Raw genomic sequence first — 24,464 nt, forward strand, 5'->3', positions numbered from 1 at the left:
ATATCAGTCGTAGGGAAGGATAATCCTTTGGGCTGGTATAGCAGGCAATCTTAAAAAATATAGTTAATTAGTTTTTATCGTTTCTCCAATAAGACAACGTTTTCAACGTGCGGAGTATGTGGGAACATGTCTACTGGTTGAACAGCAGAAACCTTATAATCAACGTCAAGTAAAGCAAGGTCGCGTGCCTGTGTTGCAGGATTACAACTGACATAAACGATTCGCTTTGGACTTGCGCCAAGGATAACGTTTACAACGTCTGGGTGCATACCTGCACGTGGAGGATCGGTGATGATAACATCTGGACGGCCATGCTCGCTGATAAAGTCTTCTGTCAGAATGTCTTTCATGTCGCCTGCATAGAAGAGCGTATTATCAATCTTGTTAACCTCAGAGTTTACTTTTGCATCTTCTATCGCCTCTGGAACGTATTCAATACCAATGACTTTCTGTGCCTTCTTAGCTACGAAGTTAGCAATAGTTCCTGTACCAGTGTAGAGGTCATATACGAGTTCGTTGCCTGTAAGGTTTGCAAATTCTCGTGCAACAGAATAGAGATGATATGCCTGTTCAGTATTGGTCTGATAAAAACTCTTTGGACCTACCTTGAACCTCAAGTCTTCCATCGTCTCAAAGATATGATCATTACCTTTGAAAAGTGTAAGCTCAAGGTCGTTAAAAGTATCGTTACCTTTCTGATTGTCAACGTAGAAGAGCGAAGTGATTTGTGGGAATCGGTCTGCAATATGCTGCATCAAAGCCTTTGCACGCTCGTCGTCTCCCTCCTCGTCATAATGGAACTGTACAAGTACCATCCATTCGCCAGTGTTAGAGTTGCGCACCATAATATGACGTAATAAGCCATGCTGTGCACGGATATCGTAGAACTTCATGCCAGTGCTGAGTGCATAGTCACGAATATCTTTGCGAATCTCGTTGCAAAGGTCATCCATCAACCAGCATTTCTCAATAGGATATACCTTGTCGAAGGCTCCTGTAATATGGAAGCCAATTGCTCCTTCTGCCAAACCAACACCTTCTGGAAGAGCCTTTAACTCCTCTTCTGTATACCAACGCTTATTAGCACAGCCGAATTCGAGTTTATTTCGGTATTCTCTGGTGTGTACCGAACCCATAATTGGGCGAAACTCAGGAAGTTCCACCTTTCCAATACGGCTGAGTTGGTCATATACCTGCTGCTGCTTTGCTTTCAGTTGCTCATCGTAAGGAAGGTTTTGCCACTTACATCCACCGCAGATGCCAAAGTGTTCGCACATAGGCTCCTGGCGTACAGTGCTTTTGCTGATGAAACGGATAACTGTAGCCTCGCAATAACTACGCTTCTTCTTGCGTACCTGAAGATCAACTACATCCCCTGGTACAACAAAATGAACAAAGATAACTTTATCGTCAACGTGTGCAACACATTTACCTTCGGCAGCCACAGCTTCTATTGTGACATTCTCCAGAATGGGTAATGGCTTTCTTTTTCTACTCATAATCTGTTTTGTATTTCGGTGCAAAGTTACTAATTTTTTCCCGTTTGCAGTCTGCTTGATAGTTTTTATCAGGTCTGTGTTCGCCAACAAAGTGAAAATGTAAGGTGAGGATAGCAATTTTTATAGAAAAGTTTGCTACTTTGCCTATTTATTGGTATATTTGCACTATAGAAAATAACTAAAATTCATTATCATTTTTAACTTATGAGCGAAAAGAGAGTTTATACCTTTGGTAATGGTACGGCTGAAGGTAAGGCCGACATGAGAAATCTCCTTGGTGGCAAGGGTGCCAATCTGGCTGAGATGAATCTTATCGGTGTTCCTGTTCCTCCAGGCTTTACAATTACCACTGATGTATGTACTGAGTATTATGAGAAAGGTAAAGAGACTGTAGTAGGCTTGCTGAAGGCAGAAGTAGAGAATAGTGTTAAGCACGTAGAAAGCTTGATGAATTCAACCTTTGGTGATCCAGCTAATCCTCTCCTGATGAGTGTACGTTCTGGTGCACGTGCTTCAATGCCAGGTATGATGGATACAATTCTCAATCTTGGTCTTAATGATGCTGTGGTTGCAGGATTAATTGAAAAGACGGGTAACGAGCGTTTTGCTTACGATAGCTACCGTCGTTTTGTACAGATGTACGGTGATGTTGTTTTGGGTATGAAGCCTGTAAACAAGGAAGACATTGATCCATTTGAGGCAATTATTCAGCAGGTTAAGGCTGAGCGTGGCATTAAGCTCGACAGCGAGATGACTGTTGAAGATTTGAAGCAGCTTGTAGCTCTTTTCAAGAAGGCTATCAAGGAGCAGACAGGTAAGGACTTCCCAGATGATCCAATGGAACAGTTGTGGGGTGCTATTTGTGCTGTGTTCGATTCATGGATGAACGAGCGTGCTATCCTCTATCGTAAGATGGAAGGTATTCCACAGGAGTGGGGTACAGCAGTAACCGTTCAGGCAATGGTATTTGGTAACATGGGTGAGTCATCTGCGACTGGTGTTTGCTTCTCTCGTGATGCTGGTACTGGTGAGAACCTCTTCAATGGTGAGTACCTTATCAATGCGCAGGGTGAGGACGTTGTTGCAGGTATCCGTACACCACAGCAGATTACAAAGGAGGGTTCACTTCGTTGGGCTGCACAGCAGAATATTGATGAGGAGACTCGTGCTACTAAGTATCCTTCAATGGAAGAGGCTATGCCAGAGTTGTACAAGCAGCTTTATGCAGTACAGGATAAGTTAGAGAAGCACTACCATGATATGCAGGATATGGAGTTCACTGTACAGGAAGGTAAGCTTTGGTTCCTCCAGACTCGTAATGGTAAGCGTACAGGTACTGCAATGGTTAAGATTGCTATGGATCTGCTCCATGAGTGTGAGATTGATGAGAAGACAGCGCTTATGCGTTGTGAGCCAAACAAGCTCGATGAACTTCTCCACCCAGTATTTGATAAGGAAGCATTGGCACAGGCTCATGTCTTGACACGTGGTTTGCCAGCTTCTCCTGGTGCTGCAAGCGGTCAGGTAGTATTCTTTGCTGATGACGCTACAAAGTGGCATGAGGATGGCCGTCAGGTTATCATGGTTCGTATCGAAACATCTCCAGAGGACCTCGCAGGTATGTCTGCTGCTGAGGGTATCTTGACAGCTCGTGGCGGTATGACTTCACACGCAGCCGTTGTGGCACGTGGTATGGGTAAGTGTTGTGTCAGTGGTGCTGGTGCTATCATGATCGACTACAAGGCACGTACTTTGGAGATTGACGGAACAATTATCCGTGAGGGTGACTATATCTCATTGAACGGTTCTACAGGTGAGGTTTATCTTGGTGAGGTGAAGACTCGCCCTGCTGAGGTGACAGGTGACTTCGCTGAGCTGATGGATCTTTGTAAGAAGTATAGTAAGTTGGTTGTTCGTACCAACGCAGATACTCCACACGATGCAGAGGTAGCAAGTAACTTTGGTGCTGTTGGTATTGGTCTTTGTCGTACAGAGCACATGTTCTTCGAGAACGAGAAGATTAAGGCTATGCGTGAGATGATTCTCGCAAACAGCACAGAGGAGCGTGAGAAGGCTCTTGATAAGCTCTTGCCTTATCAGAAGCAGGATTTCTATGGTATCTTGAAGTGTATGGACGGTATGCCAGTTAACATCCGTCTGCTCGATCCTCCTTTGCATGAGTTTGTTCCACACGATCTTAAGGGTCAGGAGGTAATGGCTGAGGAAATGGGCGTAAGCGTTCACTTTATCCAGAGCCGTGTAAGCGCACTTTCTGAGAGCAACCCAATGTTGGGTCTTCGTGGTTGCCGTTTGGGTAACACATTCCCAGAGATTACTGCTATGCAGACTAAGGCTATCCTCGGTGCTGCTGTTCAGTTGAAGAAGGAAGGCTTTAATCCTAAGCCAGAGATTATGGTACCATTGGTAGGTATTGTTAATGAGCTTGACATTCAGGAGAGCATCATTCGCAAGACTGCAAATAAACTCTTCAAGAAGGAAGGTGTCGAGGTTGAGTTCAAGGTGGGTACAATGATTGAGATTCCTCGTGCTGCTTTGACAGCTGATGTTATTGCACAGAAGGCAGAATACTTTAGCTTCGGTACAAATGACTTGACTCAGATGACCTTCGGTTATAGCCGTGACGATATCGCAAGCTTCTTGCCAAGCTACTTGGAGAAGAAGATTCTCGATGTTGACCCATTTCAGGTTCTCGACCAGAAGGGTGTTGGTCAGTTAATTCAAATGGGTGTTGAGAAGGGCCGCAAGACTCGCAAGAACCTAAAGTGTGGTATCTGTGGTGAGCATGGCGGTGAGCCAAGTTCTGTTAAGTTCTGCCATCGTGTAGGTCTTAACTACGTGAGCTGCTCTCCATTCCGCGTGCCTATCGCAAGACTTGCGGCGGCACAAGCAGTGGTTGAAGAAATGAAGTAATTTCTTAGAAATATAGTATATTAGGCGGTGTATCACGTGTTTACGTAGGTATACCGCCTATTTGTTTACGTAAATCTTTATTAAAAAGTCTTTTGTGTAAGTTGACACAAATAGTTTAAAAAGTGAAATATAAACTTACCAACTATTGATGTCCGGTAAACCTTTTTCAGATATAAAAGTTAAGGGCTGAGATCCTCTCTCGGATTTCAGTTTTTTTGTGGTTCTTTCGTTAAATGCGTGGATGCTTTTCGTATAGCTTTAACGGAAAAACCGAGGTTATTCATTAAACAAAAATATAGTTAAGACTGTCAATTGTCTATTCTATTATCACCTTCCAACACCGCCATCTTTTTTCATTTTAATACTTCAAAAATGTAGATAAGGCTCTGAAAAATCATTACATAATTCAGAATGAAATATCTATAAATAAAGATAAAAACACGTGTAAAAAGCAAGTTTGCAACTAGCAGAAAATCAGTTGGTTATATAGATGTGAAAGAAAAGGTGCTTAATTGGTCTTCAAAAGGGCGTTAGTAACACTCCAGAAGAGCATCTTTTGCAAGTCAATTAGGTGTCTTTTCGCAGGCAAAAGAGCATGTGTTGGTTTTGAGTCGCATGAAAATAGTTTACAGATATTGATTGATAAGAAAATAAACTGTTTGTAGAAGACAACAAGACGTGCTAATGGATAGACATATTTTAATTTGTCTTTTCTACATTATATCTTGTAGTTTATCCCTTTTATATAAACCTAATGGGATATAATCTATCCATTTAGCGGAATAACAAAAAAGTGCTGCGGAATTAAGATGTTAGCTTACCAATGTTTGATTTGATATTAATATTTTTGAGCGATACTACTTTCAAGCCATAGAAACTTATTCCTTTACGTGTGATATAGAACCAAAATTGCGTTAAATTCCAGCTCTTTATATAGTCTTTTTCCTTTTTTTGAGTTATCTTTGTAAATTAAATTAAGAGAAAGCAAAAAAAGAAATGACAGATAATATTTCAGGGAAGAAAGAGCGTGTAAATCCTTTCTTCCTACCTTACGATACACCGCATAACACGGTACCTTTCGACCGTATTACTCTTGCTGATTATGAAGAGGCAATGATGGAAGGTATTCGTCGTGAGGACGAGCAGATTGAGAAGATTATTAATAACCCTGATGAACCTACCTTTGAGAATACAATCATACCAGAGGATGAGGTCAAGGGGCGTAAGCACTACTATGATCTTCTGAGTCGTGTGGAGAGTGTGTTCTTTAATATGCTCAGTGCCGAAACCAATGACGACATGGATGCTTTGGCACAGAAGATGAGTCCTATTCTCACTAAGCATAGTAATGATATTAGCTTAAATCCAAAGATATTCGAGCGTGTTAAGTATGTTTACGAGCATCATCGTGAGTTAACTCTAGAGGAAAACTGTCTGTTGGAGAAAAGTTATGAGGGCTTTGTACGTAGTGGTGCGTTATTGGATGAAGCTGGGAAAGACCGTTTGCGTAAGCTTACCGAGGAGGCATCTATGCTTTCACTGCAGTTTTCACAGAATGTATTGAAAGAAAATAAAGCATATACTCTGCACATTACAGATGAGCAACAACTTGACGGTCTACCTGATACAGCACGTGATGCAGCACAAGAAGCTGCTAAAGAGCATGAGTTAGAGGGTTGGGTGTTTACTTTGGATGCTCCGAGTTATGGCCCATTTATGATGTATAGTACACAGCGTGAATTGCGTAAAGACCTCTATATGGCACGCAATACGCTCTGTATAAAAGATAACGATACAAACAACCTTGAACTTTGCAAGCGTCTGATAAATCTTCGTAGAGAGATGGCACAACTTCTTGGTTATGATACCTTTGCTGACTATGTGATGAAACATCGCATGGCTACGAAGGTTGAGAATGTGTATAAACTTCTTAATGACCTTATTGAGGCTTATAAACCAAAGGCTATTCAGGAACGTGAAGAAGTTGAAACTTTAGCTAAAGAGGAAGAGGGTGTAGCCTTTAAGATGGAGCCTTGGGACTTAGCTTATTATAGTCAGTTGCTAAAGAAGAAGAAATACGACCTTGATCCCGAGATGCTTCGTCCTTACTTAGAGTTAGGCAATGTTATTAAGGGTGTCTTTGGTTTGGCTACACGCCTTTATGGTATTACATTCAAAGAGAACAAGGATATACCAGTTTATCATTCAGATGTTATGCCGTATGAGGTTTACGACAAGGATGGTAGCTATTTGGCTGTACTCTACGTTGACTTCCATCCACGTAAAGGAAAGCGTGATGGTGCTTGGATGACAGAGTTCCAAGGTCAGTGGATAGAGCGCGATGGTACGAATGTACGTCCACATGTTTCCCTTGTAATGAATTTCTCAAAACCTACAGAGGATAAGCCTGCATTGTTAAGATTAGGTGAAGTTGAAACCTTCTTACATGAGTTTGGTCATTCTCTTCACGGTATATTTGCTAACACTCGTTTTGAGAGTTTGTCAGGTACTAATGTATGGTGGGACTTCGTAGAACTTCCTTCTCAGTTTATGGAGAACTTTGCAGTTGAGAAAGAGTTTCTCCGTACTTTTGCTTTCCATTATCAAACGGGTGAGCCAATGCCAGATGAGTTAATTGAAAAAGTGATTGCCAGCCGTAATTACGGAGCTGCAACTGCATGTCTGCGACAGGTGAGCTTCGGTCTCTTGGACATGGCATACTACACTCATAGGGATGAGTTCACAGAGGATATCATTCCATTCGAGAAGAAAGCATGGGCGCCAGCTATCATTGATGAGCAACGTATGGATACATGTATGACTGTTCAGTTCTCTCATATTATGGCAGGAGGATATGCTGCTGGCTATTATAGCTATAAATGGGCTGAGGTGCTTGATGCCGATGCCTTCAGTGTTTTCAAGAAAGAAGGAATCTTTAATCAGACAACTGCACAGCGTTTCCGAGATAATATTCTCTCACGTGGTGGTACAGAACACCCTATGACACTCTATAAACGTTTCCGTGGTCAGGAACCAACAATTGATGCGTTGAAAGAGCGAGATGGACTATCAAAAGAACAATAATAGTTTTTTAGCTGGACAACACTTAAAGGGTACAGCCATAAACTAATGTTCTCATTGCTTTTCCTGTTTATTTATATAATTCTATCAAGACAATGAATAACGAACATATAACAGAACAATTATCTGTTTCTTCTTCCTCTGTGGAGGGAAGAGGTAAAGCTGCAGTGGACTATCGTTACCTTCGTATGGCACGTATTTGGGCTGAGAACTCTTATTGCAAACGACGTCAGGTTGGTGCCTTGGTTGTGAAGGATAAGATGATTATTAGCGATGGATACAATGGTACACCGAGTGGTTTTGAGAATATATGTGAGGATGAGTCGGGTGTAACAAAGCCATACGTTCTTCATGCTGAAGCAAATGCTATTACGAAACTTGCTCGAAGTGGTAATAATAGTGAGGGGTCAACGCTTTACGTAACAGCTTCTCCTTGTATTGAATGTGCAAAACTTATTATTCAAGCGGGTATTCGCCGTGTTGTTTATGCAGAGAAGTATCGTCTTACAGATGGTATAGACCTACTGACGAGAGCAGGAGTAGAAGTGGAGTATAGAAGTCTTGAAGAGGGCTGTAGTTCTTCTTCAGAGGTTCTATAAACGAGAAAAGGAAATTGAGTAAACTGTTGGAGTTTAATTAAATGGATTTTATATCTATTTTTGTTAAGCCCTATTGTTAATAAAATAAAGTATAACAAGTAATTATCGTGTCCCTCTTAAAATTCTCTTCTAATTAAGAAAGATGAGGGTTAGGCTTTTATGAATCAGAATAAAAACAACCGTTTCATGCCGCTGCTGATGGCACTGTGTGTTGTCATTGGTATTCTTATTGGTACTTTTTATGCCAATCATTTCTCAGGTAATCGACTGAATATCATCAATAGTGGTAGTAGCCGATTAAGTAATCTGCTGCATATAATTGATGACCAGTATGTTGATTCTGTTAATATTGACGAACTTGTTGATAAGGCTATCCCTGAGATTTTGTCAGAGCTTGATCCACATTCAGTCTATATCAGTGCAAAGGATGTACAATTAGCAACAGATGATTTGAAGGGTTCTTTCTCAGGGGTAGGTATTGAATTTAATATTCGTCAAGATACATTGCGTATACAGAATGTTATCAAGGATGGACCCGCAGATAAGGCTGGTTTGTTAGCAGGTGACAAGGTTGTTAGTATCAATGGTAAATCGTTTGTTGGTAAAGATGTTACAAATGAGGAAGCTATGCACCGCCTTAAGGGTCCGAAGGATTCGAAGGTAAAGATAGGTGTTAAGCGATATGGTGAAAAAGGCGTAAAGATGTTCACCGTAACACGTGGTGACATTGCAGTGAAGAGTGTTTCAGCTGCGTATATGCTTAACGATACAACAGGCTATATTCGTATTAAGAACTTTGGTGAAAGAACTTATGCAGAGATGTTAGCAGCTTTACAAACTCTTAATATTCGAGGTGCTGACCACTTAGTTATTGACCTTCGTGATAATGGGGGAGGGATCTTGGAGTCTGCTGTACAGATGTCAAATGAGTTCCTTCCAAAGAATCGTCTGATAGTTTATACACAAGGTAGGAAGAGTCCACGTGTTAATTATCGTAGTGATGGTAAGGGAAGCTATCAGCATATTCCAATGGTTGTACTTATCAATGAGGGTTCGGCTTCTGCAGCGGAGATTTTTGCTGGTGCTATGCAAGATAACGATCGTGCAACAATTGTTGGTCGACGTTCCTTTGGTAAGGGATTGGTACAGCAGCAGATTCAGTTTAATGATGGTAGCTTGATTCGATTGACGATAGCACGTTATTATACTCCTTCAGGTCGTTGTATTCAAAAACCATTCAAGCCTGGTGATAATGCTGACTATGAGAATGATATTCTCACACGTTATCAGCATGGTGAGTTCTTCTCTCAAGATAGTATTAAACATGAGGGACCAGCTTATCATACAGTAAATGGTCGTACCGTATATGGTGGCGGTGGTATTACGCCAGACATCTTTGTACCAGAGGATACATCAAAGGTAACTTCTTATTATAAGGAAGCTGTGATGAGTGGACTTATCCTTCAGTATGCTTTCAATTATACTGATATCAACAGAAAAAAACTCAGTAGCTTTGGGGAAATGAAACCATTGGCAAACTACTTGGAGCATCAGAACCTTGTAGGTGACTTCGTTAACTTTGCAGAAAAGAACGGATTGCGTCGACGCAATCTGATGATTATGCGTTCACACTCACTTCTGCAGGATTATCTTAACAGCCGTATCATTTATAATATACTTGATGAACAGGCTTGGATAGAGTATGTGAACCGTGACGATGCAACAGTTAAGGAGGCTGTCAAAGTATTCCATACACCTTCACTTCTATTGCTTAAGCCGAAACAGAAGTCGCAGAAGCAGTCTGATTCTTTACATAAAACAACCTCTCAACGTCGATGATACAGCTTGATAAAAAGTCCTTACGTAAAGAAGTGAGGTCACGTAAAAGGCAGTTTTCTACGGAAGAACTGATAGAAGAATCACGTCCACTAATCCAGCGTGTATTAAGTCATCCATGCTTACAGTACGCTAAGACAATTCTTCTGTATAACTCATTGCCTGATGAGGTCTACACACACGACCTCATCAAGCAGCTTCATGATGCGGGGAAGACAATTCTTCTACCCGTTGTCATCAGTGATACAGAGATGGAACTTCGACGTTATAGCAGTTCTACCTCCTTTGAAACGAGTAGTTATGGAATACTTGAACCTATAGGCGAGGCTTTTACGGATTTTTCTTCAATAGAGTTTGCGCTTATTCCTGGTATGGCATTCGATGGAGAACGCAATCGTCTTGGGCGTGGAAAGGGTTATTATGATCGTTTTCTTCCGCTGCTAACAAATGCCTATAAAGTTGGTATTTGCTTTCCTTTTCAGTTTCTTCCAAACATACCAACTGAAGAAACAGATATAAAGGTAGATGAATGTATCTACTAAAATTATGAGAATCTGTGAAAAAATTACTCTTCTATAAGACAGAAAGATAGTGTGTTGTATCTTTAGATTTTATAGATAATGTCAAAAAAAATCTTATTATAAAAATAGTTAGTGCTTAATTGGATTTCAATTAAGCACTAATTGTATTGTAAAAGGTGCCCTTTTGAGGTCTAATTAACGCCCTTTTGAAAGCCAACTAAGCATCTTTTCTTACGCTATATTGTAAAGCATTGAATTACAATTGATTATATGTGCGTTAAAGAAAGACGTTTTTTATTGTCTCCTAATAGTTTTTGTAGAATGAAATGTAAAATAAATTCTAACCTTAAAAGCCGTAAAAGCGATGTTGTATAGCTGCTTTATGGTGACGGATAATATGGTGTTTCAGTGCTACCTTTCTAAGGTCTTTGTTTTGAAAATATTTGTATTAAACCAAGTCTTCGTAGGCTTGGTTCATTTCATTCATCAGATTTTCAAAGTTATCAGAATTTAATGATACCTTTCTAAACATCATTTCCAGATTTTCCTCTTCAAATTTTACAGGTGCTTCATGAAGGAGTGTCATCATTCCTGCAATCATCAAGCGGTAGACAGTAGCTTGGTGCAAACCGTTAACCTCTGTCTTTGCTTGTGTTACTCCCGCAGCATAAGCTTGCATCTGAACACGGACAATAGAGCGGATAGCCAGTGAAACGGGTACGCTGTTCTCATGAGATAAGGCTGGACAATCAGCAAAATAGTCTTCAGCAGACTGTAAACGACCATCCAGTAGAGCATACATCTGCTTTTGATATTCAGCTGTTACAAGGTCATATAGTTCCTTACTTCCACATGCGTAACGCAACAAGATCTTTGTTGAAGTAGTTTCTGAAAAATGATGACGCTTCATATCCTCTGCCACTGTTTCAAGGTCTGAATAGTTCAGACGGATAAGTACAGGAAAGAGTACTGATACGAAATGACCTGAAAGGTTATCAAAATTGTTAACCAATAATTGCTTGTATTCTTTTGGCTCTAAGCCTTTCTTCCCCGGATGTAAGGCATCAGCCAGTCCTGAGAAAAAAGCATGAAAGTAGCCCCTGACCATTACAGAGGCTACTCTTGAGCGGTTTATGTCCGTTATTCTCATATATTAATTTTTCTACTATCTATGTCCGCCGAATCTACTGTTATTCGTTGGTGCATCAGAACGAGTTGAACCAGATGAAGACTGATTAGAATTCATTGGAGCACTTGGTACTGATGAGCGAGAAGCACCGCCAAATGAAGACTGATTAGAATTCATTGGAGTACTTGGTGCTGATGAGCGAGAAGCACCGCCAAATGAAGACTGATTAGAGTTCATTGGAGTACTTGGTGCTGATGAGCGAGAAGCACTGCCAAATGAAGACCTGCTGCCTGAAGGCTGTTGAGGAGTAGAATACTGCTGCTGTTGAGGTTGGTAAGTCTGGCTTTCCGACTGTGGCCTTGCCCCTCCAAATCGCTGATCATAAGACCTACTTGGTGCAGTGTTCATATTCTCTCTTCTTGCATTGCCAAAGCTGCTTTGTCCATTATTCTGCTGAGGGCTGTTCCATGAGCCACCATTCTGATAAACCTCTTGAGTTGTTCTTGTACGGTTTGTTACAGTTGGTGGGTTACGGCGAGCACCGAATCGGCCTGCGTAATAACTCTCATTATATCTGTTTCGTCCGCCACGATAAGTGTTATATTCTGCTGGAAGTGAACGATAATAATAATTGCGGTCGCGGTAACGATTGTAAACGCGATAAGCATAATCATTATTGTACCAATAAACTGGACGGTAAAAGTAGTCTTCACCTATGTAATAGTTATATTGGCGAGCATTCAGTACGTAGAACAAATCGCTGTTACGGCGTGCCCAATAATCTCCATAAAGTGAGCGTTCGCCCTGCATATTAAGGAGGTAATCAAGATTTATCTCGTACACAGCCTGATACTGTGCGTCACTCAATCCAAGTTCATAAGCCATTTTGTCCGACAAGAAGAGTGCCTGACGGCGTGCCTCTTCATAACCAATTCTGCTGTATGTGCTACTATATCCAACGTTATATCCATCGTCATATACAGAAATAGGACCACCATATCCACCACCCGCAGAGAGGTATGTACCACATGAAGTAAGTGAAAGGCTTAAGCAACCTAAAGCGAATGTATATAAAATATTCTTTTTCATATCTGTAACCTTTTTAAAATGACTACTTATGTTATATCTCTATTGCAAAAGTAGTCTTTTGGTTTCAAATATCCAATAGGTAAATTCCTATTCCGAAAGGGAAAGTTCCTATATCTTATTCCACTTCCTCTACTATGGTGTTAGGAACTTCCTTCGACTTCAACATCTCATCTAAGCTCTTGAAAGTATAAGCAGCCTTGTCTTTAACAAATGTCTTTGCAAAACGATCACGGAGGCTCATTAGCTTCTGTACTGCCTCCTGATATGTTTCGGCTGTAATGCGATCAGCCATTGCTTGTGCATTTACAGGTGTAAAATCGAAGTACTGTACAAGATACTGCTGGAACTGTCGACGCTGGTTCTGTGTCATTTCTTGCAACTGTACATTCATCTTATCCTTAGTGCGATGTATGATAAAGATAAGCTCATCTGGCTCACCACCACGCTGGCCATGGTCATACTTCTTCTCATACTCAAAGTGACAATCGCAAAACCCTTTTTCTGCAAGTTCCTTTAATTCCTGCATAGCTGGGTCAAGAACACGACGACAGAAGTCTGAGAACTTCTTGTAGTTGTTTTCCAAACGAAGCATCTTGCGGAACTCCAAAGTCTTGATAACGGTACGACCTTTGTCCACCCATGACTCTATAAACATATAGATACGCTGAGTATAGCGGTTTTTGCATGCAAAGACAATCTGTTTGCCTAAGCGGTGATAACCGAAGTCTAATGATACAAGACGCTCTGCAACACTATGATCAAGTTTCAGAATTGCATATTTGTTATAAGAACGGTCCTCAGGTATATATACGTCACAAAGGTTAGTAGCCTTTGTGTACTTTCTTCCCTCAGCCGATTTATAGGGAATTTCAACAGGAATTGAAGCAAGCATCTTCAGCGAATTTCTCAACTGAGGGTAGTGATTTGGGTCAACGCCTAATTCCTTAAATGGCAATTTAATAGGCATACGTCCATCCTCATCCAACTCGTCAGTGTGGAATAAGTCAAGCTGAAAACCTCGTTTGTTATTCAAAATTCCATGTAAGATAGATTGCAGACTCTCAACGATAGATACCAGAATTCTCACCTGAATGAGCGAATAGTCATGACGCATCATGGTCACAGCAATAGGCTGCAGAAGCCAAGTTTCTTCTTCTATTGGGATAAGGTCATTCGAGATAGTACGGCTTTTTAATGGGGCTTTCTGTGCCTTTGCTCCATGCTTGCGAGTAACCTTTTTAATGGCTGTTTTATCTGTTGTCATATCTGTTCTCTTTGCTTATCATGTATTTTATAACACTTTACAAGCTACAAAGATACCGCTTTTATTTGGAACAAACCACTAAATAAACAAAAATAGTTTCATCATAGTTGCTTGATATCTTTTACCTGAGGCTATTCTAACTATAAGTTGCTTTGCTCTTAGCTATATATTGCAAGGTGTTTAGTGCTCAGCACCATCCGTGCTAACCAACAACACGACATGTGCTGGGCAATAGCACATCTATAAAAGAGGGTAGATTGCTTTATTAATGTCAGCATAATATATTGCAAGGAAAGGGATGTAAGAAAATAGTTGAATATTAAGTAGCTCTCTTATAGTTGTTTTTCTTTAGAATAATAATTAATAATAAAAAATAAATACTTAATAACAACTATTGCATTATTGACTTTTTTTTTGTTATTTTGCATACGATATCATTACAAAGTGACAAGATGAAGAATCAGAAAATGTATGAGCCCGATGATAAGATGATTTATCTTATCAGAGATAATTATGACCTATTACAGAGCTTGGGTAGCTTTGGTATAAATTTGGGCTTTGGCGATAAGAGCGTGAGAGAGGTTTGTGATGATCAGAATGTAGATACATACACCTTCTTAGCTGTTGTCAATTTTACGATAAATGGATTTAAAGGATTTGATGATGTTGACAGATTGTCCATCCCAACCCTTATACAATATTTGAGAGCGAGTCATACATATTATCTTGAATATAAGTTACCTTTCATACGTAAGGAGTTATGTGCTTCTTTGGATGAAACAGATAATCTGGCTCGTCTTATTATTCGTCTTTATGATGAATATGCTCATTCTATTCACAACCACATGCAGTATGAGGAGAAGAACGTGTTCCCATACGTTGACTCATTGTTGAAAGGTGAGGCAAATGATGCATACGATGTAGAGACTTATTCTAAGCATCATAGCCAGACAGACGTGAAGTTGCGTGAGTTGAAGAGTATTATTATCAAGTATCTTCCTTCTGATGCGCATCATAACAACCGTCTTACAGCTACGTTATATGACATATATAATTGCGAAGCATGGCTTGAACAGCATGCTTTGGTTGAAGAAGAAATCTTTATTCCAGTAATCAGGCGCTTAGAGCAGAAGAGTAAGCAGAATGATGTTAGTGCGAAGATTTCAAACATGATTACGCAGAACCCTGTTTCAAATGAGGTGCTTAGTGATCGTGAAAAGGATGTGATTGTAGCTGTTGCGCAGGGAATGACAAACAAGGAGATAGCTGACCATTTATGTATCTCTACAAATACTGTCATTACGCATCGCCGTAATATCGCCCGTAAGTTGCAGATACATTCACCTGCAGGATTGACAATCTATGCGATTGTTAATAATCTTGTGGATATCAGTAGTGTAAAACTTTAATAGAAATCAGATAATAGGGTGGGTGAGTCACCCTATTACTTTATAAATAAAATGATGGAACATCCAGCTAACATGAGTATGGGGCGTCCCAAGATAGCTATAGTTGATTCTAATACACTTGTGGTTTTAGGACTGAAACAGCTGTTACAGAATGTTATGCCAATCATGACTGTTGAGTCTTTCTCAAGTTTTCAAGAGTTTGAGAAAGCACAGGTTGACTCATACTATCATTACTTTGTGTCACAAGTAATTGTTCTTGAAAATAGACAATTCTTCTCACAATGTATTCACAAAACCATTGTCTTAACACTTACAAAGGACCCAAATGCTCAGCTTTCAGGTTTCCATAGTTTCTGTATCAATGTGCCTGAAGATGAGCTTGTAAAAGCAATTCTAAAGATTGCACAGTACGGTCATTCTGGTGGTAAGAATCTTCCAGAACTTCCGCAGGTCTTAAAGAATAAGATTCTAAGCAATCGTGAGATTGAGGTTTTATCTTTGATTGTTCAAGGGTTGATAAACAAAGAGATTGCAGAGAAACTAAATATCAGTCTGACAACAGTTATTACTCACCGCAAGAATATTATGGACAAGCTTGGAATGAAGAGTGTGTCTGCCTTAACTATCTATGCGGTGATGCATGGTTATATTGATATCAATAAGATTTAATACGGCTAATTTGCTATTTCCTTTCCGTTATAGGAATGGAGATAGCAAATGAGCAAACCAGCCACGGAAACGCTGCCATGGTGTACGCCATTGTTTCCACTTTTCTTCGGTAAGCTTAAAACTATCTTTCTTTTGCGCCTCAAAGATCTCATCTAATTCATGGGTCGTACATGCATCAACTATAACAGCATTTTCTTCACGGTCCCAACGTAGGCTTCTTGCATTAAGATTAGCTGATCCAACTGTGCAGAATTGTCCATCTACAGTGATAATCTTGGTATGGTGGAAACCTTTTTCATACATCCATATCGTACACCCTTTTTTCATTAGTTGATGTGCATTATAAAACCCACAGTCAGGAGTAAGAGGGATGTCACTCTTTACACTCAGTAGAATTTCAACCTTTACCCCTCGTTTTACAGCATTCCTCAAAGCTTTCTTTAAGGCTCTGCTAAGGGTAAAATATGGATTAATAAGTTTAATACTATCCTTTGCATCATTGATAGCATTAATATAAAAATAGCGTATAATATCCTTTGAAACGTGCGGTTCACGGTTAATAACCCCCACCATCTTACTCCCTGCACTCCCACAAGTATCAGGCTTCAATCCTGTTATATAATCAGCATTGGAGATACCACGATAGTATTTAGCACCATGTACTCTTTGTCCTGATGCTAAAAACCACATATTAAGAAAGATGTTCTGCAATGTATTAACCTCGTCTCCTTCTATTCTGCAATGCATATCATGCCATGAGCCAACGACTTCAGTTCCATTAATATAATAGTCTGCTACATTCATTCCACCCGTATAGGCAACCTTGCCATCGATAACAACAATCTTACGATGGTCACGATTGAATATGTCATGTAGCCATGGGAACTCCATTGGCTTAAACTCATAAATCTCAATGCCTTTTTCACGAATTGCCTTCAGGTGTCGTTTCTTCATAGGACGATTATTACTTGCATTGCCAAAGCCATCGAAGACAGCCCTAACTTCAACTCCTTCTTTTGCCTTTGCAGCTAAATGCCGTATCAGTTCCTCATTGATAGAATCATTGCGGAAGTTGAAGTATTCCAAGTGAATGCTTGAACGCGCTTGATCAATTGCTTTAAAAAGGTCATTAAATTTATCTTTACCAGTTGTAAGAAGCGTTACAGAGTTGTTATGAGAGAAGTGTACATTCTTCTTGCGAAGCTGATTAACAATCATTGAATCTGCTCTGTCCGCAAGTATCTTGTGTCCTTCAGGTACAGCGTTTAGTGTCTCTGTTTGTGCTGAAAGACATGTTGGAAACAATATGTAAGATAATGCCATCACCCATGTGATGGCTTTTTTTGTATTAAAGTTCACTTTTTTCTCTCTCATTTTCGTCAATAGCAAGCAATAGCCTATATCAAACAAAGCTTATTATGCTCAATATAAATATCGTAGATAAGATAGTAAAATACTATTTTACAGCATACAACTATAATGGTCAACAACACCTAATAGGTGTCTTTCCGCATCGCACACTAACACAGTATGCACCTTGTTTTGCTGCATAATCTGTTGAATCTCTGTAATCTTAGTTGTTGGTAAGACTATCTTAGGTTCCTTTGTCATAATGTCACTGACTGTATGATCAAAGAACTCAGCCTGCCAACGTTCCATAGCTCTACGGATATCACCATCCGTTATCAATCCTATCACCTTACCATTGTCAAGCGATACACCTAAACCAAGTTTACCCTTACTAACATGTATGATGGCTTCTCCTAAGTGCATATCCTTTGGAATAATAGGAAGTTCGTCTGAACGCATTACATCTTGAGCTGTTGTCAACAATCGTTTACCCAATTCTCCACCTGGGTGAAACTGTGCAAAGTCTTGTGGCTTAAAGTTACGAACACGCATAAGTGCAATCGCTAAAGCATCACCCATAACGAGTGCTGCCGTTGTTGAGCTGGTTGGAGCAAGGTTGAGAGGGCACGCTTCTTTCTCAACCCAAACCTTTAAGTGGGCTGAAGAATATTTAGCTAATAACGAATTTGGATTGGCACTCATTCCGATAATAGGAATATTCATGTGAAGTACCATTGGAATGAAACGTAGCAACTCGTCTGTCTGTCCAGAATTTGACAATGCCAATACCACATCGTCCTTTGTCATTACGCCCAAATCGCCATGATAGACGTCCAAAGGATTAACAAAGAATGCAGGTGTACCTGTAGAAGAAAGGGTTGCAGCAATCTTAGCACCAATGTTTCCACTTTTGCCAACACCCGTAACGATAACCTTACCTGTACAATGGAACATCAAGCTAACAGCCTTATCGAAGTTCTCATCTAACTGGTTAATCAGGTTAAGTGTTGCTTCAGCCTCTTCTCTGATACACTGTGTAGCATACGCTCTGACTTGTGTCAATCTTTGTTCTGCTTCGTTCATACCAGTTTCCCAATTAATTCATCTAACTTATCAAGTTCTAACATATTTGCAGCATCTGATAGTCCTGCGTCTGGAGTAGGGTGTACTTCAAAGAAGTAGCCTGTTGCTCCAAAGGCTTTGGCTGCTAATGCCATTGAAGGAACAAACTTACGATCGCCAACCGTCTTACCGTCTCCTGCACTTGGACGCTGTACACTGTGTGTACAATCCATAATGACATTAGGAACGATTTCTTTCATGTCAGGGATATTACGGAAGTCAACAACAAGGTTGTTATATCCAAAGCTATTACCACGTTCAGTCAACCACACATCCTTAGCTCCACTTTCCTGACACTTCTGTACAGGATAGCACATATCTCTACCACTAAGGAACTGTGCTTTCTTGATGTTTACAATCTTGCCAGTCTTTGCAGCAGCCACTAATAAGTCGGTCTGACGACAAAGGAAAGCAGGAATCTGGATGACATCAATAACTTCTCCAACAGCCTCAGCCTGATAACTCTCATGGATATCTGTCAGTAATCGTAATCCATACTTATCCTTGATAGCTTGCAACATCGAAAGACCTTTGTTGAGTCCTGGACCACGGAAAGAGTGTATGCTTGTACGATTAGCTTTATCAAAGCTTGCCTTAAAAATGATATCAATATCGTATTTCTTATTAAGCCTAACCAACTCTTCTGCAACAGTGCTGAGCAGTTCTGGGCTTTCAATAACGCAGGGGCCTGCAATGAAAGTAGGTTTATTCATCATAACTTGATAGTATATAAAGCTCCTGTCACCATGAAATATTGATATGTTCTATCAGAAGCTACTGCAAAGTTATATATAATAAGGTGAACAGACAAATGATTAACGTTCATTTAGATGTTTAAAGTAAAACTTATGCATAAAATTTGGTTGTTTAATAGAAAACCTTTTACTTTGCACCCAGAAAACAGAGCTTATTACCCCTTTATGGGTGGTATGTAGCATAAGGTAAATAGATTTAATTCAGTATTAATTTAAAAGTTTTCTATTATGAAAAAGATTTTATTGTCATTTGCAGTAGCATGTGTTTCACTTGCAGCAAGCGCACAGGGTTATGTTGGTGGTAGCATTGGTATCGCTTCATCAAAGATTGGCAATTCAGAGAACGTAACAACTTATCAGGTTCTCCCTGAGATTGGTGTTAATCTCGACGAGAACTGGGCAATCGGTACAGTAGTTGGTTGGGGTAAAGGTAATCCTGTTAACATCGAGAGCGAGAATTCAGTTAATAACTACTTCAAGTTGGAGCCATACGTTCGTTACACTTATGCACGTAGCAAGTATGTAAATGGATTCATTGATGGTGGCTTTGCTTACCAGCATTATAGAGGTGGTACAAACGCATGGTCTGTAGGTTTGAAGCCAGGTGTTGCTGTAAACGTTAGCCCAAAGGTAAGTTTCGTAGCTCACGTAGGTTTCGCTGGTTGGAAGTCTGTTAAGCAGAAGGGTTCAAGCGTAGATGCTCACACTTGGGGTGCAAGCCTCGATGGCAACAACATTACATTCGGTGTTTACTACAACTTCTAATAAATTGATTTGAACAAAGTTTAAGTTATATAGAGGGATGCATATTGCATCCCTCTTTTTTTATATTATAATACTAACCATTGGTCTTATATTTGTCAACATTTCTTCTCTTTATCAAGTCTAATCAATGCTTTACTATATCTCTATTAAGCCTTACTTGGCTTTTAAAAGATGCCCTTTTGATCTCTTATTAACGCCTTTTTAAATGCTAAGCAAGCATCTTTTACTTCTGTAATGTGTAATCAATTGATTTTATGATAGTTATAAGTATCTTTGAAAAGCGTATTCTTGAGTTGTTTTAATTAAGTTTATGTTGTTATTCTGTAATAACTTTTTTAGCATAATAGCTGTTGATATATGTAGAAAAACAAGTAATAAGTTTCTTATTACATACTTGTACTCATCGTTCCAAACGTTGAGTTGCATTCTCTCCAATAATATATAGCTTGGAGTTTGCCCTTCGCACCATTGGTGTTAAGCATTCGCACCACACGTGCTAAGCCTCAACACAATTGTAGGAGAGGGTAAAAAGGCTTATAATCGTCATCATATATATGACGAAATAAGCCTATTCTGACTAACAAAATGGAGTGTATTTTACCTACCTATAGTCCTTATACCTAAGTAAATAGACTAATGTGTTAGATTTCATGTTGATGCTTAATTGTAATCTCACGCTGTGGGAATGGGATTTCAATGCCGTTATTGTTCAGCGTATCATAGATACATTCCATAACAACTGATATATCATCTCCCTGTGTTAACACGTTCAGCCAAACAAGAATCTTCAGTGTAATACAGCTATCGTCGAAACTTTTAAGTCTGACAATAATATCCTTATTTTCATTAGTGATACCAAGTTTCGCTATAGCATCTATAAGAAGTTCTCTTACTTCTTTTACATTAGTGCCGTATGCAACGCCTACTTCAATAACTCCCACTTCATAACCATCGTTCTTAGTCATGTTTTTATAGTTCTTTGTGAAGAGTTGTGAGTTCTGAAAAGCAATTGTTGAACCATCGAGCGCATCAATCACTGTTGAGGTATAGTTGATAGAACTAACCTTACCACGTATGCCATCACAGATAATGTAATCGCCAATCTTAATACGTCCTGCCATCAAAGAGATACCATAATAGATATTCTCCAGAATATCCTTCATGGCAAAACCGATACCTGTTGACAGACCACCTGTTACGACTACCAGCCATGTACTGCTAACTTTGAATAAGCCAAGTGTAATCAATAACCAAGAACCCCATACAATTACCTGCAGTACATTGATATACATCGTAGCACGTGCTTCAGCCGTAGATGGATCATTTCTTTGGAGATATAACTTAATAGCATCTCTAATTGTCAGATTAAGGTAGTTAAAGATGAACCATAAGATAATAACGACTGCAATCGAGTAAACGCTAATCTGAATCTTATCTGAATCAATAAAGTTAGTGCGGAACAAGTTCCATGTTAAGCCACTAAGATTGAATACGTCAGTTGCCCAGTAAATAGCAATGATAAATGATATTACCAAGGTTGTTGGAATGAGGACAATATCAATAAATCGAAGGAACCAAACCTTATAGGGTGACAGCTTTTTGATAGGATGTTTCTCTCTGTACTGGTTCAGATAATCTTTAAAGAAAGCAATAGTAAGAATACAAGCCAACTGCATTGACCACCAAATAATTACCTGCACCGCAAACAGAGTGTATCCAATCCATGCACTTACAAGTGAGAAGATGAATACAAATTGAGAGATATATGCAAAATTCAAGTCGTAACGTGGAACAAGCTTATGGTATTTGTGAATCATTCTTGCCTGCCACAAAGTAGCAATGAGCAACAGAGGGGTGAAGAGGAGGGTTACGACAGAGCTTGGTAGCATCACAATGCGGAAGGCGATGACAAAGAAACCTATCATAATCAGCGGGTAGTAAATGCGGTAAGCATTATGTGTCTGTGAAGCCTCTACACGCAGAAGTAGGGAAGCAAAGATGACTGCTAACATCCATGTATACTCCAAGAGTAGGCTACAAGCCATGTGTACGAAGTTAGAAGGCGAGAATAATCGGATGATAATAAGTACGATACTAAATGTGATGACAGATGCAAGCATAATGATACATGTACGCTTGGCAAGGAAGCTTTGATTCTTCTGTTCAAAGCGATTGGTCTTCATCACTCTCGTTACAAGGAATCGAATACTCAGATAATTGATGATAATGGCTATCAACCCATAAATCAGAATCATACTAAAGAGGGTGATAATCCATTTTACATCCCATTGTGATACGATGACAGTATTTGGTGTGTATTTCTCAGAGAGTGTTGTGCTCATCTGGCTGATGCGGAAACTAACCGACTTGAGAAACTTAAAGTAGTTGTCTCCAGCGTTTGTAAAGATGCCAGACTGAATCTCAGCATATCTTTTTTGGGCATAAGCATCAAGTGCTTGCAACTGCTGCTGGCTGTATTTGTAGTATTGGATATACTCTTGATAAGAGTCATTGCGCTCCTTTAGCATCCTCCGAATACTTACTGCAAGCGTAAGACATACGTTACGATCAGTCTTCATCTTAGGTGTAAGACCAATGGTGTACATCGTACTAAGAACGTTGACAAGGGAGTCGTAGCGTGCTATCTCCTCGTTACTCTCTGTAATAAGGTCATGGAAAGGACGTGTCTTTGTTTGAAAGTCTTTCCATAGCTCAGATGCTTGTTGGCATGCATAGGTGAGGTCAAAGATATTGTCTGTTTTCTGCGAATAGAGCATCAATGACACCTGTGCAGACTTATCACCGATTTCTTTTAGCTGATTTGTCACCTGTTCAGTTATGAATCTTGAGTTGTTCAGCTGCTTTGTCTGTTCAATATGCTGACTGATAAGTTCGTGGCGAAGTACTTGAAGTGAGTTCTTCAGTGAGTCTTCTTGTAGTACAGCACTTGCTGGAAGAGTCAGGATGAACAGCAATATAGTGATAAAGAATAGCTTTTTGCGCATATCTGTTTTATTGTAAAGAATAGTTCTTATGATTGGTTTAATGTCTACAAAGGTACGGAAAGTTTGTCATTTAGACTTATATAGAAATGTAAAATGATACAAAAGATGTGTTTGTACATGCTTTTCTTTGGGCATAAGGCATATAAACGGATAAAAAATCGTAAGTTTGCACGAAAAAAGTATACTATGATATTGATTGCAGATAGTGGAGGTTCTAAGACAGACTGGGCATTGGTTAGTCTGCCAACAGATACCAGTAAGTGCGTTCTTAAAGTTCGTACACAAGGATTGAACCCTTTTCATCAGTCGAAAGACGTTATCTTGAAGGCGTTAGCAGAAGAGCTAATACCAGCATTATATAAGGCTGCAGAGCAAAGTGGCACTATCTCTAAGGAGTATGATATTGCTGAAAAGGTTACGCAGATAGCCTTTTATGGAGCAGGTTGTACAAAGGCTCTATCGCCAGTTGTAGGTGAAGCACTTGCTGCAGCTTTTCCATCTGCTTCGATAAAGGTGGAGAGTGATTTATTGGGTGCTGCTCATGCTGTTTGTGGACATGAGGAAGGTATCGCTTGTATCTTAGGAACTGGTGCTAATAGTTGTTTGTATGATGGCGAACAAATTGTGGCAAATATTCCTCCATTGGGCTATATCTTAGGAGATGAAGGTAGTGGGGCTGTGCTTGGTAAGATGCTTCTCAATGGTATTTTTAAGGGTGATTTGTCTGCGGAGATACACGATTTATATTTAGAGTGGAGTGGTTTAACCTATCCTGAGATTATAGATAAAGTCTATCGTCAACCTCTTGCGAATCGCTTCTTGGCAAGCAGTTCAAAGTTTATTAAAGAAAAATTGCAACACATTGAATTAGAATCATTAGTAAGATGTAACTTCGATAACTTCTTTAAAAAGAATATTTTGAAATATTCGGGATCTTTTACTCGTACTATTTCTGCGGTTGGTGGAGTCGCTGCTGCTTTTGAAGAACAGTTGAGAGAAAGTGCCAATAGTTTCGGTTATCAAGTTGGTAAAGTGATAGCATCTCCAATAGAGGGATTGATAGAATATTATTCTTAATTATTACTGGCTGATACATCGGCAACAACATTCTATTGTGTGCAAACTTTCTTTTCAATAAACAACATTGTATTTGCTTTTGAAAGATAAGTCACCGAAGTGTTCTTGTTTAGTTCGTTTTTGGTAATATAACTTATTTCTAATGACAAGTCAACTCCATGTTAGTGGCATATTGTAAGGCGATTAACCCTCCGCACCATTCGTGTTTACCATCGACACGATATGTGCTGGGCAGCAACACATTGATTGAAGATGAGAAGGGTGGGGCATTATGGTTATTATAAAGAATTATTATGATAGACTAATGGCTACCTAATATGGTAAATACTTACCAAATAGTACTAAACCTTAAACCGTTTTGTC

17 protein-coding genes are annotated in these 24,464 nt (G+C 39.6%); 9 read left to right on the top strand and 8 right to left on the bottom strand.

Going from position 1 to position 24,464, the window contains the following annotated elements; translation table 11 throughout:
- Positions 1–74: 74 nt before the first annotated feature.
- On the bottom strand, positions 75–1,499 hold the full coding sequence (rlmD, locus tag PMEL_RS02995; RefSeq protein ID WP_120173908.1) for a 23S rRNA (uracil(1939)-C(5))-methyltransferase RlmD: 1,425 nt from the start codon (positions 1,497–1,499) through the stop codon (positions 75–77).
- 204 nt (positions 1,500–1,703) lie between these two features.
- Between rlmD and ppdK the strand changes: the two genes are divergently transcribed.
- From ppdK to PMEL_RS03020, 5 genes are all read left to right on the top strand, one after another.
- A complete protein-coding gene (gene ppdK / locus PMEL_RS03000; protein ID WP_120173909.1) occupies positions 1,704–4,430 on the top strand; it encodes a pyruvate, phosphate dikinase in 2,727 nt (908 codons plus the stop codon).
- A 996-nt stretch (positions 4,431–5,426) separates the two neighbouring features.
- Positions 5,427–7,514, top strand: coding sequence for a M3 family metallopeptidase (locus PMEL_RS03005; RefSeq protein ID WP_120173910.1), 2,088 nt, complete (start codon positions 5,427–5,429; stop codon positions 7,512–7,514).
- 92 nt (positions 7,515–7,606) lie between these two features.
- Positions 7,607–8,110: a dCMP deaminase family protein gene (locus PMEL_RS03010; protein WP_120173911.1), complete on the top strand. Its 504-nt coding sequence runs from the start codon at positions 7,607–7,609 to the stop codon at positions 8,108–8,110.
- A 159-nt stretch (positions 8,111–8,269) separates the two neighbouring features.
- A complete protein-coding gene (locus tag PMEL_RS03015; RefSeq protein ID WP_120173912.1) occupies positions 8,270–9,949 on the top strand; it encodes a S41 family peptidase in 1,680 nt (559 codons plus the stop codon).
- A complete protein-coding gene (locus PMEL_RS03020; protein ID WP_120173913.1) occupies positions 9,946–10,488 on the top strand; it encodes a 5-formyltetrahydrofolate cyclo-ligase in 543 nt (180 codons plus the stop codon). The genes PMEL_RS03015 and PMEL_RS03020 overlap by 4 nt, the downstream gene beginning before the upstream one ends.
- Positions 10,489–10,915: 427 nt before the next feature.
- Here the strand turns inward: PMEL_RS03020 and PMEL_RS03025 are convergent, their stop codons facing one another.
- From PMEL_RS03025 to PMEL_RS03035, 3 genes are all read right to left on the bottom strand, one after another.
- Positions 10,916–11,617, bottom strand: a complete 702-nt coding sequence (locus PMEL_RS03025) for a hypothetical protein (protein WP_172586738.1) — start codon at positions 11,615–11,617, stop codon at positions 10,916–10,918.
- Positions 11,618–11,632: 15 nt separating this feature from the next.
- Positions 11,633–12,685, bottom strand: a complete 1,053-nt coding sequence (locus tag PMEL_RS03030; protein WP_120173915.1) for a hypothetical protein — start codon at positions 12,683–12,685, stop codon at positions 11,633–11,635.
- A 115-nt stretch (positions 12,686–12,800) separates the two neighbouring features.
- Complete coding sequence (locus PMEL_RS03035) at positions 12,801–13,949, bottom strand: replication initiation protein (RefSeq protein ID WP_120173916.1); 1,149 nt, start codon at positions 13,947–13,949, stop codon at positions 12,801–12,803.
- Between the two features lie 452 nt (positions 13,950–14,401).
- Between PMEL_RS03035 and PMEL_RS03040 the strand changes: the two genes are divergently transcribed.
- Together PMEL_RS03040 and PMEL_RS03045 are read left to right on the top strand one after the other, a co-directional pair.
- Positions 14,402–15,358 (top strand): helix-turn-helix transcriptional regulator, encoded by a 957-nt coding sequence (locus PMEL_RS03040; RefSeq protein ID WP_120173917.1) that lies wholly within the window; start codon positions 14,402–14,404, stop codon positions 15,356–15,358.
- Between the two features lie 54 nt (positions 15,359–15,412).
- A complete protein-coding gene (locus PMEL_RS03045) occupies positions 15,413–16,027 on the top strand; it encodes a response regulator transcription factor (RefSeq protein WP_172586765.1) in 615 nt (204 codons plus the stop codon).
- 27 nt (positions 16,028–16,054) lie between these two features.
- Here PMEL_RS03045 and PMEL_RS03050 read toward each other — a convergent pair whose 3' ends face one another.
- From PMEL_RS03050 to kdsA, 3 genes are all read right to left on the bottom strand, one after another.
- Positions 16,055–17,401 carry a phospholipase D-like domain-containing protein gene (locus PMEL_RS03050; protein ID WP_120173918.1) on the bottom strand — a complete coding sequence of 449 codons (1,347 nt, stop codon included), beginning with the start codon at positions 17,399–17,401 and terminating at the stop codon, positions 16,055–16,057.
- A gap of 87 nt (positions 17,402–17,488) precedes the next feature.
- Positions 17,489–18,460, bottom strand: a complete 972-nt coding sequence (locus PMEL_RS03055; protein ID WP_120173919.1) for an SIS domain-containing protein — start codon at positions 18,458–18,460, stop codon at positions 17,489–17,491.
- The gene (gene kdsA / locus PMEL_RS03060) at positions 18,457–19,215 is read right to left on the bottom strand and encodes a 3-deoxy-8-phosphooctulonate synthase (protein ID WP_120173920.1); all 759 of its coding nucleotides are present in this window, start codon (positions 19,213–19,215) and stop codon (positions 18,457–18,459) included. The genes PMEL_RS03055 and kdsA overlap by 4 nt, the downstream gene beginning before the upstream one ends.
- A 267-nt stretch (positions 19,216–19,482) precedes the next feature.
- Between kdsA and PMEL_RS03065 the strand changes: the two genes are divergently transcribed.
- Entirely contained in the window at positions 19,483–20,019 is a 537-nt protein-coding gene (locus PMEL_RS03065) for an outer membrane beta-barrel protein (protein WP_120173921.1), read from the top strand.
- Between the two features lie 641 nt (positions 20,020–20,660).
- On the opposite strand, the gene PMEL_RS03070 is transcribed toward PMEL_RS03065, so the two are convergent.
- Positions 20,661–23,024: a mechanosensitive ion channel domain-containing protein gene (locus PMEL_RS03070; protein ID WP_120173922.1), complete on the bottom strand. Its 2,364-nt coding sequence runs from the start codon at positions 23,022–23,024 to the stop codon at positions 20,661–20,663.
- Positions 23,025–23,210: 186 nt separating this feature from the next.
- Between PMEL_RS03070 and PMEL_RS03075 the strand changes: the two genes are divergently transcribed.
- Positions 23,211–24,101 (top strand): ATPase, encoded by an 891-nt coding sequence (locus tag PMEL_RS03075; RefSeq protein WP_120173923.1) that lies wholly within the window; start codon positions 23,211–23,213, stop codon positions 24,099–24,101.
- Positions 24,102–24,464 lie beyond the last annotated feature (363 nt).

Source organism: Prevotella melaninogenica, assembly GCF_003609775.1.
Taxonomy (GTDB): Bacteria; Bacteroidota; Bacteroidia; order Bacteroidales; family Bacteroidaceae; genus Prevotella; species Prevotella melaninogenica_A.